The sequence below is a fragment of the Mycobacterium sp. AT1 genome (assembly GCF_002043095.1).
Taxonomy (GTDB): domain Bacteria; phylum Actinomycetota; class Actinomycetes; order Mycobacteriales; family Mycobacteriaceae; genus Mycobacterium.
Genome location: NZ_MVOC01000022.1, coordinates 35908 through 51141 on the forward strand (window position 1 = coordinate 35908; position 15234 = coordinate 51141).

Below are 15234 nucleotides of genomic sequence, written 5' to 3' on the forward strand. Positions count from 1 at the left end.
GACGAGCCGACTAGATCATGTCCTTTCTGGTCAGCCACCTCATGACCGGCCAGCCGACGAAGACGGGCAGCCAACAGGTCAGCACCCGGTACAGCAGGACCGACGGGACGGCGACCGCGGCCGGCACCCCGAAGGCGGCGAGTCCGCCGATGAGCGCGGCCTCGACGGCCCCGACGCCGCCGGGGGTGGGGGCGGCCGATGCCAGCGTGCCACCGATCATCGTCACGACGGTGACGGTGACGAAGGTGGTGCCGCCGCCGAACGCGCCGACGCTGGCCCACAGGGCGAGTGCGGCCCCGAGAGTCGTTGCGGCGCAACCGGCGACGATGATCGCGAGGCGCTTCGGCTCGCGCGCCAGCTCGACGAGCTCGCCGCCCAGTTCCTTGATGCGGGGCCGCAGTTCGGTGCCCAACCACCGCCGGAGCTTCGGCACGAACGTGAACACGCCGACGATGCCGAGCGCCACGCCGCCGATGAGGTAGAGCACCGTGGTCTTGGGCACGAAGTGGGACAGGTTCGCCGACGTTCCTGCGATGACGCTGAAGAAGATCAGCAGACCCACGTGGGTGATCACCTGTACCGACTGCTGAAGGGCCACCGCGGCGGTGGCGCGCAGCGCGCCGAGTCCGCCCTTCTGAAGGAACCTGGTGCTCAACGCGAGACCGCCGACACCGGCGGGCGTGGTGGTGGCGGCGAAGGTGTTGGCCACCTGCATGATCGTCAGGTTGCGGAAGCTCACCAACCCCGAGGCGCACGCCCACAGGGCTGCGGCCGCACCCACGTACGTCAGCGCAGACACCGCCAACCCGAGCAGCGCCCACCACCAATTGGCGGTCCGCAACTCGGAGAAGAACGCGGGCACGGTGCTGATGAAGGGATAGGCGACGTAGACCAGCGCCACCAGCAGCACCAACTGGATCACCTGGATCCTGGTGAAGCGGGTGATGGTCTCGGCCTTGATCTGGTCGGCACCCGTCTGATGCATCACCTCGTCACGGGCGGCCGACATCACGGTGCCCGGATCGATCACCGACGCGCGGATGTGCTTGGGCAGAGCGGCTTTCGTCAGCCGGCGGGAAGCGCTGAGGACGGTGTCCTCGTCGAACTCGGCGATCGCGGCGCGCACCGCGGCCTCGGCACCGAAGATCGCCGTCGTCGTCACCAGAAGGGCGGCGATGTCGGCCTGCAACAGCACGTCGGTCGCACCGTATTCGGCGCTGCCGAAGCCGCCGAAGAGTGCGGTGGCTCCGTCGTCTCCGACGTCGACTGTGATCTCCTTGCCCCGCAGATCGCCGTGGGAGATCTGGTGGCCGTGCAGAACCGCGAGTGCCTTCCAGACGGGTGCGACGAGGGATTCGTCGGCGGAGGTCTCGTCGAGTGCCACGCCCCGCGTCGGGGTGTGGGCGTACAGCGTCCAGCCGCGGTCGAGCGCGGACAACGCAACCGTCGTGCTGTTGGCCACCCCGAGGTCGCCGATGGCGATCGCCATCAGGCCGCGGTGCTCGACGGCGCGCCGCATCGAGGCATGCAGGGGAGCGGTCTCGCTGTTGCGCAATCTCACTCGCCGCCAGACCTGGCTCATGATGCCGCCGCTGCGCTGGTTCGGGCCGTACATCTCGAGGATGGCGCGCGACCCCCCGTCGTCCTCGGGGTCGTCCGTCGCCGCCCACAACACCAGCGGTCCAGGACCGGCGGGGCGCACCACCGTCAGCCCGGTCACGGCGAATCCGCGGCGAAGCAGCGAGCGCACGGCTCCGTCGAGCGGCACCTCCAGCGCCGGGGTTCCGACGATCAGCACCGTGAGCGCCCCCACGAACCACCCCACCGCGAGACCCAGCAGGGTTCGGGCCGGCACCACGGCGCTGACGACCAGATGGATGGGCACGAAGGCCAGCAGCAGCGCCCACCACCACCGGCGCCACCGAGCCTCCAGCCACGGGCCGGACACCGTCAGCATCGCGGCGAGCATGGCGATCCAGCGAGGGTCGTCGAGGAACTGCGACAGCAGCGTCCGCAGTCGGTCGTCGAGGTCGAAGTGCCAGCGGGGCGCCGCGAAACCGCTGGAGTTGACCGAGAGGGCGAGAACCGCGATCAGGCCGGCCGCGCCGTAGGCGCCGAGCAGGCGCCACTGCCGGGCGGTGACGAGCCCGAAGAGGATCGCGAAGGGGAGCGCCAGAATGGCGACGCCATAGGCTAGGTACACCAGGTTCGACTGCGTCGGGGTCAGCAGCGCGACGATTCCCGAGATGGACCGCTCGAGGGCCACCCAATCCCGGCGCGTGATCAGCGAACTGGTGATGACCACGATGAGGAAGACCGCGGCGAGGGCCAACCGGAAGATGTCGTTGGTGCGTCGCGCGAGCGGCTGCAACAGGTCGCCGGAAACGGCGACGTCCCGCCCGTCAACTCGCATGACTGAAGGATTTCTTCCGATCGATCGTCGTGCCGCGTGGTCGGCGGCCCGCGGCCAACCTATCCCAGCCGTCGACCGGTTCCCGGGATTGTCGGACCCGAGCTACATGTGCGTACCGCCGTCGACCCGCACTTCGGTGCCCGTCACCCAGTACGCGTCGGGGGAGCCGAGCATCGCCACGACGCTGGCCACGGCGTCGGGTTTGGCGAACATCGCGCCATCCTCCAGCGGCAGCACGGACATGATCTTTCCGAGCAGCGCGAAGTCCATGTCGTCGGGGAGACCGGGTCCCACGCTTTGCTTCGACTCGCCGACGCCGTCGGTCATGCCGGAGGACACCGACCCCGGCTGCACGCAGTTGAACCGGATGCGCTCCTTGCTGAACTCCAGGGCAAGGGCGTGCGTCATCGCCTGCACGCCACCCTTGGACGCGGCGTAGGCCGACATGTAGGGGTGGGCGAAGTTCGCCGAGGTGGAGCTGAAGTTGACGACGGCGGCCCCGGTGCCACGCCGCAACGCGGGAATGGCCTCGCGGGTGACGAGGAACGTGCCAAAGAGGTTGACGCGCACCACCTTTTCGAAGTCGGCCAGGGTGGTGTCGGTGAAGTGCGCCGACCGGAGGATGCCCGCGGCGTTAACCAGGGTGTCGAGACCGTCCGTCGCGTCGAGGGCCTCGGCGAAGCCGGCGCGGACCGACTGCTCGTCGCCGACGTCCATGCGCACCGTCGACAAGCGGTCACCCTGCGAGCCGGCCTTCGCCACGGTGTCCGCGAGCCCAGCCTCGCTGACGTCGGCCGCGACGACGGTGCCGCCCTCGTCGAGGATGCGCAGAACGGTGGCCTGCCCGATGCCGGAGCCTGCGCCGGTGATCAGGGCCCGACGGTCGGCGTAACGCCGCAATGAGGAAGACATGGGGCGAATGATGCCTGCCGGAGGCGTCGGTGTCAGGCAGTCGCGGAAGAGGCCATGTGCAGCGCGGCGAGGTGGCTGAACAACATGGAGGCGCCGATCGGGTTGCCGCCGCCCGGATACGTGGTGCCGCTGACCGCGGCCATCGTGTTGCCCGCGGCGTACAGGCCCGGAATCGCCCGCCCGGTGGTGTCCAGGACGCGCGCGTCGCGGTCGGTGCGCAGACCGCCCTTGGTGCCCAGATCGGACAGGCCGAACGCGGCGGCGTGATAGGGCGGCTTGGTGAGGGGCACCAGGGGTGACGCACCGCCGGTGAACGCGCGGTCGTAGGCCTCGTCGCCACGGCCGAAGTCGGAATCGGTGCCGCCGGCCGCCAATTCGTTGAAGCGCGAGACGGTTTCGACGAGGTGGGCGGGCGGGACGCCGATCGCCTCCGCGAGAGCCTCCAGGGTGTCCGCGGTGTGCCACAGCCCGGCCTCGCGGTACCGCTCGGGCTCGACCAGCGACACGCTGGCCGACAGCATCGGCGGGGTCTCGCCCGCCGTGTCGTCGTAGACCATCCAGAACGGCAATCGCAGTGCGCCGGAGTCGACGTGCGCGATGACCTCGCGACCCAGCTGGTCATACGGGGCGGATTCGTTGACGAAACGCCGACCATCGGAGTCGACGAAGATGCCGCCCGTGGCACCGAGGGAGAAGGTCGACCGGCCGTCGGGATGCGTCAGCCCCGGCGACCACCAGGCCTGATCCATCAGATCGGTCGCGGCACCGACTCGGATGGCCGCCTGGTGCGCGGCACCCGTGTTGCCGGGCGCGCCCATGGAATCGGTGGGATCGCCTGGCACACCAAAGGTTTCGCGCATCTCGGCGTTCTGTTCGAACCCGCCTGCGGCGAGGAGGACGCCCCGGCGGGCCCGGATCCGGACCGGGACGCCGCCACGTAGGACGACGGCCCCCGTCACGGCGCCGTCGTCGTCGACGACGAGGTCGGTCAACGGAGACTCGAGATGTACCGTCGCCTGCGGAAGGCGAAGCAGCGCGGCCAGGAAGCGGCCGACGAGGGCGCGGCCACCGGTGAGCACGTCCGGTGCAGGGGCGCCGAGCCGCTCGTTGTCGAGTGGTCCACGGATTCGGTCCGAGTAGGGTCCCAGAACCTCGGCCTTCAGCGCCCGCGACACGATGTGGCGCATGCCGTCCAGGCGCGCGCTCGGAGCGCTGCCGAAGTAGTCGGGCCAGGGCAGCACCTTGAACGCGAACGAGTCGTCCTGCTCGAGGTACTCGACGAGGCGTGCCCCGCCTTCGACGTAGGCGTCCTGCAGGTCCCGCGGCGTGCGGTCGCCGACGACGGCGTGGAAGTAGGCCAACGCGTCGGCGATCGTGTCGTCGACGCCGAGGCGGCGCAGCACCGGATTGCACGGGAACCACATCCCGCCACCGCCGGAGAAGGCCGTCGTCCCCCCGAACTTGTCGGAGGCCTCGACCAGGGCGACGGACAGACCCTCGCGAGCGGCGGTGTAGGCGCCGGTGATGCCGCCGCCCGAGCCGACGACCACCACGTCGACCGTCTCGTCCCAGCTCTCCGATGCGTCAGTCGTCATGGTGAACCCTCAACTCCTCAAGGTGAATCCGGCATCCAACGGCCATGACGTGCCGGTGATGAACGCCGCGTCGTCGGATACCAGCCACGCCACCGCGGTCGCGATCTGCTCGGGTTGCAACAAGGAGATCGGCAGCGCGTTGAGCTGACTGGACAGCCACGGATCACCGGCCGCGGACAGCTTCATGGTGGTCGCGTTCAGGATCATGTCGGTCGCGACGCCGCTGGGGTGGATCGTGTTCACCCGGATCGAATGCTCGGCGAGCTGGTCGGCCCACACCTGCATCAGCGCCACCAGTGCGCGCTTGGAGGCCGCGTACCCCTGAACGCCCGCGCGTTCGGTGCCTGCGGCCCTGATGCCCTGGGTCGAGCTGACCAGCACGATCGATCCGCCGCGGCCACCGGCGACCATCGCGGGGATGGCCGCGTCCACGGTGTTCCACGCGCCGATCAGGTTGACCTCGACGACGTCTCGGAAGGTCTTCGCCCGCTCGTCGGTGTCGCTGACCCGGATGATTCCGGCGTTGGCGATGACGACGTCGAGGCGGCCGAACCGCTCGACGCCGTCGGCGACCGCGGCCGTCACCGCGTCGGGATCGCGAACGTCGGTCTGGCTGGCCATGATTCGGTGGCCGTGTTCCTGAACCAACCGCACCGTCTCGGCCAGGTCGTCGGTCGTGGCGCCCGGGTAGTCGGTGGCGTCGAACTCGGCACAGACGTCGAGCGCGACGATGTCGGCGCCCTCACTGGCGAGTTTGACGGCGTGGGCGCGGCCCATCCCGCGGGCGGCGCCGGTGACGAGCGCGACCTTGCCGGTCATGGTCCCCATCAGAACTTGAGGTGCCGGCTGACGTCGCCGACCTGGTCGACGAACATGGTTCGGGTGTCGAACCACCACGTACCGTCCATGCGACGGAAGGTGTCGCGGTAGCGGCCCGTCACGATGACCTGCAGCGGCAGGTCGGGGGTCGCCTGCGTGACGCAGTAGTACGCGCTGGCGCGCGCGGTGCCCGCGTCGTCGTCGACCTCGATCCGCACGTTGGTGGTCAGATGTTTGGTCATCGGGGTGCCGTCGTCGTAGAAGCGCACCGCCATCTCGTACATCTTGCGGACGCCGGTGGTTCCGGTGAAGACCGTCTCCGGCCCGCCGCCGTCGACGCCGCAGATCCGGCCGTGTGCGAACAGTGCGGCGACCCCGTCCAAATCGCCCGCGTCGAATAGCTCCGCGTAGGTGTAGACCAGGTTCTCGACGTGCCGGGCGCTGTCCATCGCGGCTGACATTACGGTCGTCGAGCCGAATTGGTCACCGGTTCAGCGCAGGTGGCTAATCTGACGACCGTGACATCTCAGTGGTCGCCGACCCGACTCGGCAATCTGACCGGCAAGCGCGTCGTCGTCACGGGGGCCACCAACGGTGTCGGTCTTGCGACGGCGGGCGCGCTCGCACGTGCCGGCGCCCACGTGATCCTCGCGGTGCGCAACGTCGAGTTGGGCGCCCGGCGGGCCGCCGAGATCGGCGGGGACACGACCGTGGTCAAACTGGACCTCGCCGACCAATCGTCGGTGCGCGCGTTCCCGAATCTGTTCGACGGTGACGTCGACGTGCTGGTCAACAACGCGGGCTTGGTCGCGCAGAACCGGTCCGAGACCGTCGACGGGTTCGAGATGACCTTGGGCACCAACTTCCTCGGGCCGTTCGCGTTGACCAATCTGATGTTCCCGCGGGTGCGTTCGCTGATCGTCAACGTTGCCTCCGACGCGCACAAGTCGGCCAAGATCGATCTCGACGACCCCCACTTGCGCACCACCAGGTGGTCGGCGTTCCCCGCCTACGGCCGGTCCAAGTTGGCGATGATGCTGTGGGGTCTCGAACTCGACCGACGGTTGCGTGCGGCCGGGTCGCCCGTCACCAGCCAGCTGACCCATCCCGGGTGGGTCGCCTCGAATCTGTCGAATGTGTCCGACAAGCGGGTGATGTCGGCGTTTCACACGGTGGTGAAGACGGCGGCCAACGTGCTGGCCAACGACACCGATGCTGGCGCGGCCCCGACGCTGTACTGCATCAGTGAACCCATCCCGCCGGGCAGCTACGTCGGCATCGACAGCCGGCTGGGGCTCAAGGGCGCGCCGACGCTGAGCGGCCGTTCGGCGGAGGCGTGCGACTACGACGTGGCAGCCCAGGTGGTGGCATTCGCCGAGAAGGAAACGGACACAACCATTCCCGTCTAACCGCGGGCGAGAGCCCACCGGATGCCGCCGACCAGGGTGCGGCCGGCCACCCGGACGGCCGTCGCCTCCAGCGGGGGCAGGTAAGGCAGACGCAACGGCAGCCGGGCCCACGCCGGAAGCATGGCCACCGAGGTCGCGGCGAGCACCGCGTACGGAGGCTTGGCCAGCAGCGGCAGCGGGGGAGTGAGCAGCAGGAACTTGGCGGCCTCGCGGGCGGCGGCGGTACCGTTCAGCTCGGGTCTGTATTCCGAAATGCGTTGTCTCAGTTCGTCTTCGGTGCGCGGTGGGTCTACCACCCCGAGTGCCGCGGCGACCCGGGCGGTGTCGGCGACGTAGTCGTCGCGCTCCTGCCGGTCGAGTGGGCGGGCCCCGTACAGCTGATGCGCCCGCAGAAAGCTGTCGACCTCGGCGACGTGAACCCATCCGAGGAGGTGCGGGTCCGACGCCTCGTAGGGCCTCCCGTCGGCGGCGATCCCGTGTACTCGACGGTGGATGCCGCGCACCTTGTCGACGGCGCGCTGGGCGTCGTCGGCCGGACCGAACGTCGTGACGGCCAGGAAGGTGCTGGTGCGCTGCAGCCGCCCCCACGGATCGCCGCGGTAATCGGAGTGTTCGGCGACACCCGCCATCGCCAGCGGATGCAGGGATTGCAGCAGCAGTGCGCGCAGTCCACCGACGAACATCGACGCGTCACCGTGCACCCGTCTGATCGGGCGGTCCTCGGCGAACCACCGCGGGCCGGGGGTGTCGTGGATGCGCGCCCGGTTGGCCGGACCTTCGGGGCCCGCCACCATGCCGAACAGTCGTTGGCCGAGGCCGTCGCGCACGGTCGTCAATCCAGGCAAGGCCACGTAACCGACAGTACGCCCGGCATCGTCGGGCTATCTTGCAGAAAGTGCGACAGAAGGGTGACGGCGATGGCCGTGTTGACCTCGTTGAACGTGGGCCTTCCCGCCGACGTCGAGTGGAACGGACGAGTCGTCCACACCGGGGCGTGGAAGGCTCCCGTCGACGGTCCGCGAATGGTGCGCCGCCTCAACGTCGACGGTGACGGCCAGGGCGACCTCGGTGGGCACGGCGGCGAAAACCGGGCCGTCCTGGTGTATCAGGTCGACTCGTACCGGTACTGGAATGCCGAATTCGGACGCGACGACCTGGCGCCCGGCCACTTCGGGGAGAACTTCACCGTCGACGGTCTGCCCGACGACGAGGTCTGCATCGGTGACCGCTACCGGATCGGCTACGCCGAGTTCGAGGTCACCCAACCGCGAGTCACTTGCTACCGCGTCGGTCTTCGGGTGGGGGTGCCGAGCATGGCGGCGCTTCTGGTGTCCCATCGTCGTCCCGGGTTCTACCTGCGGGTGATTCAGGAGGGCGAGGTGCGCGCCGGCCAGGAGATCGTGAAGACCGCTTCGGGTCCCGGTGAGGTGACGGTCGCCGAGATCGACGCGCTGCTGTACCTGCCCGGCCATCCTCGGGACAGCCTCGAGCGCGCGCTGCAGGTGCCCGCGTTGAGCCCCGGGTGGAAGGCGTCGCTGGAAAGCCTGGTGGCGCAGGCGGACGGGTCGGCGGGCAACGCGGGGTTGACCGCCGCGGCGGGTGTCCCACCGCCCGCGTGGACGGGATTCCGGCCGCTCGTCGTCACCGCCGTGCGCGACGAGAGTGCCCTGATCCGGTCGCTGACGCTGGCCGATCCCGATGGGCGGCCGTTGCCGAATTGGTCACCGGGACAGTCGATTACGCTGTTTCTGCGACCCGACCCCGACGGTCCCGCCGTCATCCGCAACTACTCGCTGTCCAACCCGCCCGGTTCGGGGATCTACCGAATCGGAGTGAAGAAGGAACCGCAGGGGCGGGGCAGCGGGTATCTCCACGCGGGGATCGCGGCGGGCAACGTGCTCGACGTCGCGGCTCCCCGTGGCACTTTCGCGCTCACCATCGCCGAGGACCCCGACGGCCCGCCCGTGCTCCTGGTGTCCGCGGGCGTCGGGATCACCCCGGTGCTCTCGATGTTGCACGCGCTGGTCGCGGCCGGCTCGACGCGGGAGGTGTGGTGGTTGCACGGCGCGCGCGACGGAACGGCGGACGCGTTCGCCGCCGAGTGCCACGAACTGCTCGGCAAGCTGCCCGGTGGCCGGTCGTACGTGTTCTACAGTCGGCCCGCGGCGGCTGATCGGCTGGGCCTTGACTACACCGGGGCGGGCCGAATCTCGGCCGAGGCGTTGGACGCACTCGGACCGCCCAAGGAGGCCGACGCGTACCTGTGCGGTCCGGTCGACTTCATGTCGGTGCTCACCGCGGCGCTCGTCGCATATGGGCTGGCGTCGGAGCGCATCCACAGTGAGACCTTCGGCGCGACGGCAGCTCTCACCCCCGGCATCGCGGCGGCCGCGGCCGGGCCACCGCATCCACCCGCCGGTGCGCCGGGGCCGGGGCCCGACGTCGGCTTCGCCCGCAGCGGTCTGACGGTGCCGTGGGGGCCTGCGTACCCGAGCCTCTTGGACTTCGCCGAGGCGTGCGACGTGCCGACCCGGTGGTCGTGTCGGACCGGGGTCTGCCACAACTGCGAGACGGCCGTGTTGTCGGGATCGGTGCGCTACTCACCGGAACCGTTGGAGCCACCCGCGGAGGGGAACGTCTTGATCTGTTGCTCGACGCCGGACGGCGAGCTGGTACTCGACCTTTAGCCGCTCGTCAGATCCGACGCAGCGTGTCCCAGTCGTGCTCGTCCTCGAGCGCCGCGATGGCCTTGGCGGTGCGCTCCTTCATCACCAGGGTGAAGACGACGCCGACCACCACGGCGAGCAGCAGTGCGACCCAGGAGAACCGGGACAGCCACTTCTCGGCGGCCAGGCCAAGGTAGTAGACGACACCCGTCGTGCCGCCGGCCCAGAACACCGCGCCGGTTGCGTTGGCCGCCAAGAACTGTCGGTAGGGCATCTTCAGCGCACCGGCGAGCGGGCCTGCGAAGATGCGTAGCAGCGCGATGAACCGCCCGAAGAACACCGCCCACGCGCCCCAGCGGGTGAAGAGCTGTTTGGCCAGTGCGACGTGGCCGGGGCCGAAGTGCTTGGGGAAGCGCCTGCCAAGCCGCTCGAACAAGCCCATGCCGTAGCGGTGGCCGATGCCGTAGCCGATGGTGTCACCGACGATCGCGCCGATGGTGGCGGCCGTCGCCACGCCGACGGGGTTGATGTCCAGCGTGTGCCGCGACGCCAGCAGGGCGGCGCTGACGAGGGCGATCTCACCGGGCAGCGGAATGCCGAGGCTCTCCAGGCCGATCACCACGCCGACGACGAGATACACCGCGATCGGCGGAATGGTCTGCAGCAGGGCGTCGACGGTCACGCGCCAAGGATGCCCTACTCGATACGGGGTCGGCGGGAATGTCGGGGCGAATAGAGTCGCACGGCATGGCCGACTACCGCTTCGTCACCTATGAGAAGTTCGACGAGGGCACCATCGCCCGGATCATGCTCAACCGACCGGACCAGCGCAACGCCCAGCAGCGCGGGCTTCTCGTCGAGCTCAACGAGGCGTTCCTCCAAGCGGAGGCCGACGACGACGTCCGCGTCGTGATCCTCGGCGGGCACGGGCCGATGTTCTCCTCCGGTCACGACCTCGGTTCCAAGCAGGCGATGTCGGAGTACGCTCCCGGCCCGGATCAGCACCCCAGCTTCACCGAGGGCGGAGCGACCCGCCAGGCGGCCGAGAAGCTGATGTTGCAGGAGTGGCACCACTTCTTCCAGAACACCCTGCGGTGGCGAAACCTGCGCAAGATCACCGTGGCGCAGGTGCACGGCGACGTGTACGCCGCTGCGCTGATGCTGATGTGGTCGTGTGACCTCATCGTCGCGGCGGAGGGCACCCGGTTCGCCGACGTCGTCGGCACCCGGCTCGGCATGTGCGGTGTCGAATACTTCGCCCACCCTTGGGAATTCGGAGCACGGAAGACCAAGGAGCTGATGCTCACCGGTGACACCCTCTCCGTCGACGAGGCGTACCAACTCGGCATGGTGTCCAAGGTGTTTCCCCTCGACGACCTGGCCGAGCGAACGCTGGAGTTCGCCAGGCGGATCGCGAAGGTGCCGACGATGGCCGCCCTTCTGGTCAAGGAGTCGGTCAACCAGACCCAGGACAACCAGGGCTTCTACAACTCCTTGAACGCGTGCTTCACGTTGCACCAGCTCAACCACAGCCACTGGACTCAGCTGCACGGTGGCGGATTCCCCGTCGCAGGTGAATCCGACGGCGTCCCCAATTGGCGGCAGGCGCCGCCGGTGGTGCCCGCGGTGAAGGACCAGGTCCGCGCCGGTGGAACGGAGCAGGCCGATGCGTGAGACCGTCGTCGTCGGAGCCGTGCGCACGCCGGTGGGCAAGCGCAACGGCGGGCTGTCGGCCCAGCATGCCGCCGACCTGTCCGCGGTCGTGCTGAGCGAGCTCGCCGAACGCACCGGTGTCGACCCCGCGGTGGTCGACGACGTGATCTGGGGTTGCGTCTCGCAGGTCGGGGACCAGTCGAGCAACATCGGACGGTGGGCGGTGCTCGCCGCTGGCTGGCCGGAGCACATCCCCGGCACCACGGTGAACCGGGCCTGCGGGTCCAGTCAGCAGGCCCTGGACTTCGCCGTCCACGCGGTGATGTCGGGCCAACAGGACGTCGTCGTCGCCGGGGGTGTCGAGGTGATGAGCCGGGTGCCGCTCGGCTCCGCGCGGGCCACCGGCATGCCGTACGGCCCGAAAGTGCTTGCCCGCTATGACGACTTCTCGTTCAACCAGGGCATCTCCGCGGAGATGATCGCGACGAAGTGGGAGCTGTCCCGCGCCCGCCTCGACGAGTTCTCCGCGCAGTCGCACGCCCGCGCGGCGGCCGCCCAGGACGCTGGCGCGTTCGTCGACCAGATCATGCCGGTGTTCACCGACGACGGGGGAGTCGTGACCGCCGACGAGGGCATCCGGCGGGGGACTACGGTCGAGAAGTTGGCGGGGTTGCAGCCCGCCTTCGCCGACGACGGCGTCATCCACGCGGGCAACTCGTCGCAGATCTCCGACGGCGCCGCGGCCCTGCTGGTGACCACCGCGGAGAACGCCGTCACGTTGGGCCTCACCCCGTTGGTGCGCTACCGCGCGGGCGCGGTCACGGGCGCCGATCCGGTGCTGATGCTGACGGGACCGATCCCGGCGACCGAGAAGGTGCTGCACAAGGCGGGCGTGGGAATCGACGAGGTCGGCGTGTACGAGGTCAACGAGGCGTTCGCGCCGGTTCCGCTGGCGTGGCTGGCGGAGACCGGGGCCGACGAAGCGCGCCTCAACCCACTCGGCGGCGCGATCGCGCTCGGCCATCCACTGGGGGCCTCGGGTGCGGTCCTCATGACGCGGATGATCCATCACATGCGCGACAACGGAATTCGCTACGGACTGCAGACCATGTGCGAGGGCGGCGGCACGGCGAACGCGACCATCGTCGAGCTCATCGCCTGAGCGTCACTGGTTTCCGACTTCCAGGTCGAGGTACTCGGCGAACCTCGCCCGGGCCGCGTCCCGCTTGCGGGGAGTCCACTCCGTCGGCCACACGTCGTCGCTGGCCCGGTAGCCGCGAAGCACCTGCTTGGCGACGGTGGTCTTGTGCACCTCGGTGGGGCCGTCGGCCAACCCCATCACGCCAGCGGCCGTCACCATGCCGAGGAACGGCATCTCGTTGGTGACGCCAAGCGCCCCGTGCACTTGCATTGCACGCCAAGCGATGTCGTGGAGAACCGTCGGCATCAGCACCTTGACGGTGGCGATGTCCTTGCGCACCCTCTTGTAGTCGTCGTACTCGTCGATCTCCCACGCGGTGTAGAGGACCAGCAGCCGAAACTGCACGAGCTGGGCGTAGGAGTCGGCGATGAAGGCCTGCACGGCTTGCTTGTCCGACAGCAGGCTGCCCGCCGTCTCGCGGCTGAGTGCGCGCTCGCACATCATGTCCATCGCCTTCTGGGCAAGACCGATCGTGCGCATCGCGTGGTGGATGCGGCCGCCACCGAGTCGGGTCTGGGCGATCGCGAAGGCCTGTCCCTCGCCGCCGAGCAGCGCGGTGTCCGGCACCCGCACGTCGTCGTAGTGGATCAGCGCGTGGGAGCCCTGGCCTTCGGCCTCGCCGTGCAGGCCGGTATTGCGCACGACGTGGACGCCAGGAGTGTCGGTGGGCAGAAGAAACATCGACATCCCCTGATAGGGGCTGACGTCGGGGTTGGTCACGACCATCACGATCAAGAAGGCCGCGGTGCTTGCGTTGGAGGAGAAGTACTTCCAGCCGTTGATCACCCAGTCGTCGCCGTCGCGCACCGCGCTGGTGCTGAACTGCGTGGGGTCGGAGCCGCCCTGTGGTTCGGTCATCGAATAGCTCGAGAAGAGCTCGCCGTCGAGCAACGGCCGCAGATAGCGCTCCTTCTGTTCGGGGGTGCCGAACTGCGCGATGATCTCGGCGTTGCCGGTGTCGGGTGCCTGGCACCCGAAGATCACCGGCGCCCACTGCGACCGGCCGAGGATCTCGTTGAGCAGCGCGAGCTTGAGCTGACCGTATCCTTGGCCGCCGTGCTCGGGTCCGAGATGTGTTGCCCACAGGCCCTTTTGGCGCACTCGGTCCTTGAGTGGGTCGACGACGCTGCGGCGCCTCTCGTCGAGCGGAGTGAACTGCAGGTGCGGCCAGATCAGGTCGAGCGGCTCGACTTCGTCGCGAACGAAGTCATCCGCCCAGTCCAGGAGTTTCTGGTACTGCGGGTCGGTCTGGAAGTCCCACACGAGGTCACCTTGCCCATCTTGGATGTGGTGGTCGCACCACCGGTGGTGCTTGCACACTGGAATGATGACTGCACTTCGCGCGGCCGCGCTGGCATTCGGTCTCCTCGCGCTGTGCGCAGGCGGATTGCAATTGTGGGCGTACGCCTCGAGTGGGTACCCGCGCCACCTGGTGCTCGGGGTGTTCGCGGTCGCGGTGGGTCTGAGCGTGGTGGTGGCCGCCGTCTCGCGGAAGGGCCCGAGGTGGCCGTAGTCTCCGCTCGCGTGTCGGGCTCGACCCGTACCGTCGACTACATGACAGAGGCCAAGCGTGCCGACCTCGTGCTCTCCGGCGGCGGCGTCAAGGGAGTCGGCCTGGTGGGGGCCGTCGTCGGACTTCTGGACGCCGGGTACCAGCCGCAGCGCATCTCCGGTACGTCGGCCGGATCCATCGTCGGCGCGGTGGTGGCGGCCGCGGCCCACACCGGCACGATGACGGGTGCACAGGTCAAAGAGCTTGCGCTGCAAATCGATTACCGCAAGTTCCTGGACCCCGGCCCACTGGAACGGGTGCCGCTCGTCGGCCCGTCCCTGGCCCTGCTGCGCGGATCAGGCATCTACCGGGGTGACTACATCCACGACTGGATCCGGGGCCAGCTCGCCGATCTCGGCGTGGCGACCTTCGGTGATCTGGCGCTCGTCGACGACGAGCTGCCACCCGAGCGGCGCTACCGCCTGGTGGTCACCGTCGCCGACGTCACCACGGGGCAGCTGGTCCGGCTGCCGTGGGACTACCGCAGGGTCTACGGCATCGACCCCGACGAGCAACTGGTCGCCGACGCCGTCCGCGCGTCGATGTCCATCCCGTTCTTCTTCCGGCCGGTGCAGCTGACCAGCACGTCGGGCCTCACGTCGACGCTGGTCGACGGGGGACTGCTGTCGAACTTCCCGATCGACTCGCTCGACCGGACGGACGGAACGGCGCCGCGGTGGCCGAGTTTCGGCATCACGCTGCTGCCGAACTTGCCCGACGGCAACGACAAGGCGATCCCCGCGCTGGCCGCGCTCCGCGTGTTGGGCGCTCCGCACCTGCTCGAGGACGTCATCACCACGATGCTGGTGGGTCGCGACCAGACGTACCTGAACCAGCCGTGGGTCGACGCGCGGGCGATCCGCGTTGACTCGACCGACGTCGGATTCCTCGACTTCGACATCACCGAGAACGAGGTGGAGGCGCAGTACCTCAAGGGTTACGGCGCGGCGGAGGACTTCCTGGCCGGCTGGGATTGGGCGGCATATCTTCGCCGGTTCCGCTGATCGTCGCTAC

At 69.1% G+C, this 15234-nt stretch carries 14 protein-coding genes; 6 read left to right on the plus strand and 8 right to left on the minus strand.

The window, feature by feature from the left end:
• Positions 1-10: 10 nt before the first annotated feature.
• The 5 genes from B1790_RS10965 to B1790_RS10985 all read right to left on the minus strand — a co-directional run bounded on the left by B1790_RS10965 (position 11) and on the right by B1790_RS10985 (position 6188).
• The gene (locus B1790_RS10965; RefSeq protein ID WP_079923247.1) at positions 11-2413 is read right to left on the minus strand and encodes a lysylphosphatidylglycerol synthase transmembrane domain-containing protein; all 2403 of its coding nucleotides are present in this window, start codon (positions 2411-2413) and stop codon (positions 11-13) included.
• Positions 2414-2515: 102 nt separating this feature from the next.
• On the minus strand, positions 2516-3325 hold the full coding sequence (locus B1790_RS10970; RefSeq protein WP_198951977.1) for an SDR family NAD(P)-dependent oxidoreductase: 810 nt from the start codon (positions 3323-3325) through the stop codon (positions 2516-2518).
• 32 nt (positions 3326-3357) lie between these two features.
• On the minus strand, positions 3358-4920 hold the full coding sequence (locus B1790_RS10975) for an FAD-binding protein (RefSeq protein WP_079923249.1): 1563 nt from the start codon (positions 4918-4920) through the stop codon (positions 3358-3360).
• 9 nt (positions 4921-4929) lie between these two features.
• Complete coding sequence (locus B1790_RS10980) at positions 4930-5748, minus strand: mycofactocin-coupled SDR family oxidoreductase (RefSeq protein ID WP_079923250.1); 819 nt, start codon at positions 5746-5748, stop codon at positions 4930-4932.
• Complete coding sequence (locus B1790_RS10985; RefSeq protein WP_233165055.1) at positions 5748-6188, minus strand: nuclear transport factor 2 family protein; 441 nt, start codon at positions 6186-6188, stop codon at positions 5748-5750. The genes B1790_RS10980 and B1790_RS10985 overlap by 1 nt, the downstream gene beginning before the upstream one ends.
• Before the next feature lie 69 nt (positions 6189-6257).
• On the opposite strand from B1790_RS10985, the gene B1790_RS10990 reads away from it, so the two are divergent.
• A complete protein-coding gene (locus B1790_RS10990) occupies positions 6258-7148 on the plus strand; it encodes an SDR family NAD(P)-dependent oxidoreductase (RefSeq protein ID WP_079923316.1) in 891 nt (296 codons plus the stop codon).
• On the opposite strand, the gene B1790_RS10995 is transcribed toward B1790_RS10990, so the two are convergent.
• Positions 7145-7942 (minus strand): oxygenase MpaB family protein, encoded by a 798-nt coding sequence (locus tag B1790_RS10995; protein WP_079923317.1) that lies wholly within the window; start codon positions 7940-7942, stop codon positions 7145-7147. The genes B1790_RS10990 and B1790_RS10995 overlap by 4 nt on opposite strands.
• Before the next feature lie 123 nt (positions 7943-8065).
• On the opposite strand from B1790_RS10995, the gene B1790_RS11000 reads away from it, so the two are divergent.
• A complete protein-coding gene (locus tag B1790_RS11000; RefSeq protein WP_079923318.1) occupies positions 8066-9835 on the plus strand; it encodes an MOSC and FAD-binding oxidoreductase domain-containing protein in 1770 nt (589 codons plus the stop codon).
• A 7-nt stretch (positions 9836-9842) separates the two neighbouring features.
• Here the strand turns inward: B1790_RS11000 and B1790_RS11005 are convergent, their stop codons facing one another.
• A complete protein-coding gene (locus tag B1790_RS11005) occupies positions 9843-10496 on the minus strand; it encodes a DedA family protein (RefSeq protein ID WP_079923252.1) in 654 nt (217 codons plus the stop codon).
• Positions 10497-10561: 65 nt separating this feature from the next.
• Between B1790_RS11005 and B1790_RS11010 the strand changes: the two genes are divergently transcribed.
• A complete protein-coding gene (locus B1790_RS11010) occupies positions 10562-11488 on the plus strand; it encodes an enoyl-CoA hydratase (protein ID WP_079923253.1) in 927 nt (308 codons plus the stop codon).
• Positions 11481-12629: an acetyl-CoA C-acyltransferase gene (locus B1790_RS11015; RefSeq protein ID WP_079923254.1), complete on the plus strand. Its 1149-nt coding sequence runs from the start codon at positions 11481-11483 to the stop codon at positions 12627-12629. The genes B1790_RS11010 and B1790_RS11015 overlap by 8 nt, the downstream gene beginning before the upstream one ends.
• 3 nt (positions 12630-12632) lie before the next feature.
• Here B1790_RS11015 and B1790_RS11020 read toward each other — a convergent pair whose 3' ends face one another.
• Positions 12633-13931, minus strand: a complete 1299-nt coding sequence (locus tag B1790_RS11020) for an acyl-CoA dehydrogenase family protein (protein WP_079923319.1) — start codon at positions 13929-13931, stop codon at positions 12633-12635.
• Between the two features lie 64 nt (positions 13932-13995).
• Between B1790_RS11020 and B1790_RS11025 the strand changes: the two genes are divergently transcribed.
• Together B1790_RS11025 and B1790_RS11030 are read left to right on the plus strand one after the other, a co-directional pair.
• Entirely contained in the window at positions 13996-14181 is a 186-nt protein-coding gene (locus B1790_RS11025) for a hypothetical protein (protein WP_079923320.1), read from the plus strand.
• 41 nt (positions 14182-14222) lie between these two features.
• Positions 14223-15224: a patatin-like phospholipase family protein gene (locus tag B1790_RS11030; protein WP_079923321.1), complete on the plus strand. Its 1002-nt coding sequence runs from the start codon at positions 14223-14225 to the stop codon at positions 15222-15224.
• Positions 15225-15234 lie beyond the last annotated feature (10 nt).

Coding starts and splice junctions, on each gene's coding strand:
- B1790_RS11025 (WP_079923320.1), top strand. CDS start 13,996: ATGACTGCACTTCGCGCGGCCGCGCTGGCATTCGGTCTCCTCGCGCTG.
- B1790_RS10985 (WP_233165055.1), bottom strand. CDS start 6,188: ATGGACAGCGCCCGGCACGTCGAGAACCTGGTCTACACCTACGCGGAG.
- B1790_RS11000 (WP_079923318.1), top strand. CDS start 8,066: ATGGCCGTGTTGACCTCGTTGAACGTGGGCCTTCCCGCCGACGTCGAG.
- B1790_RS10965 (WP_079923247.1), bottom strand. CDS start 2,413: ATGCGAGTTGACGGGCGGGACGTCGCCGTTTCCGGCGACCTGTTGCAG.
- B1790_RS11015 (WP_079923254.1), top strand. CDS start 11,481: ATGCGTGAGACCGTCGTCGTCGGAGCCGTGCGCACGCCGGTGGGCAAG.
- B1790_RS10980 (WP_079923250.1), bottom strand. CDS start 5,748: ATGGGGACCATGACCGGCAAGGTCGCGCTCGTCACCGGCGCCGCCCGC.
- B1790_RS11010 (WP_079923253.1), top strand. CDS start 10,562: ATGGCCGACTACCGCTTCGTCACCTATGAGAAGTTCGACGAGGGCACC.
- B1790_RS11030 (WP_079923321.1), top strand. CDS start 14,223: ATGACAGAGGCCAAGCGTGCCGACCTCGTGCTCTCCGGCGGCGGCGTC.
- B1790_RS10995 (WP_079923317.1), bottom strand. CDS start 7,942: ATGGTGGCGGGCCCCGAAGGTCCGGCCAACCGGGCGCGCATCCACGAC.
- B1790_RS10970 (WP_198951977.1), bottom strand. CDS start 3,325: ATGTCTTCCTCATTGCGGCGTTACGCCGACCGTCGGGCCCTGATCACC.
- B1790_RS10975 (WP_079923249.1), bottom strand. CDS start 4,920: ATGACGACTGACGCATCGGAGAGCTGGGACGAGACGGTCGACGTGGTG.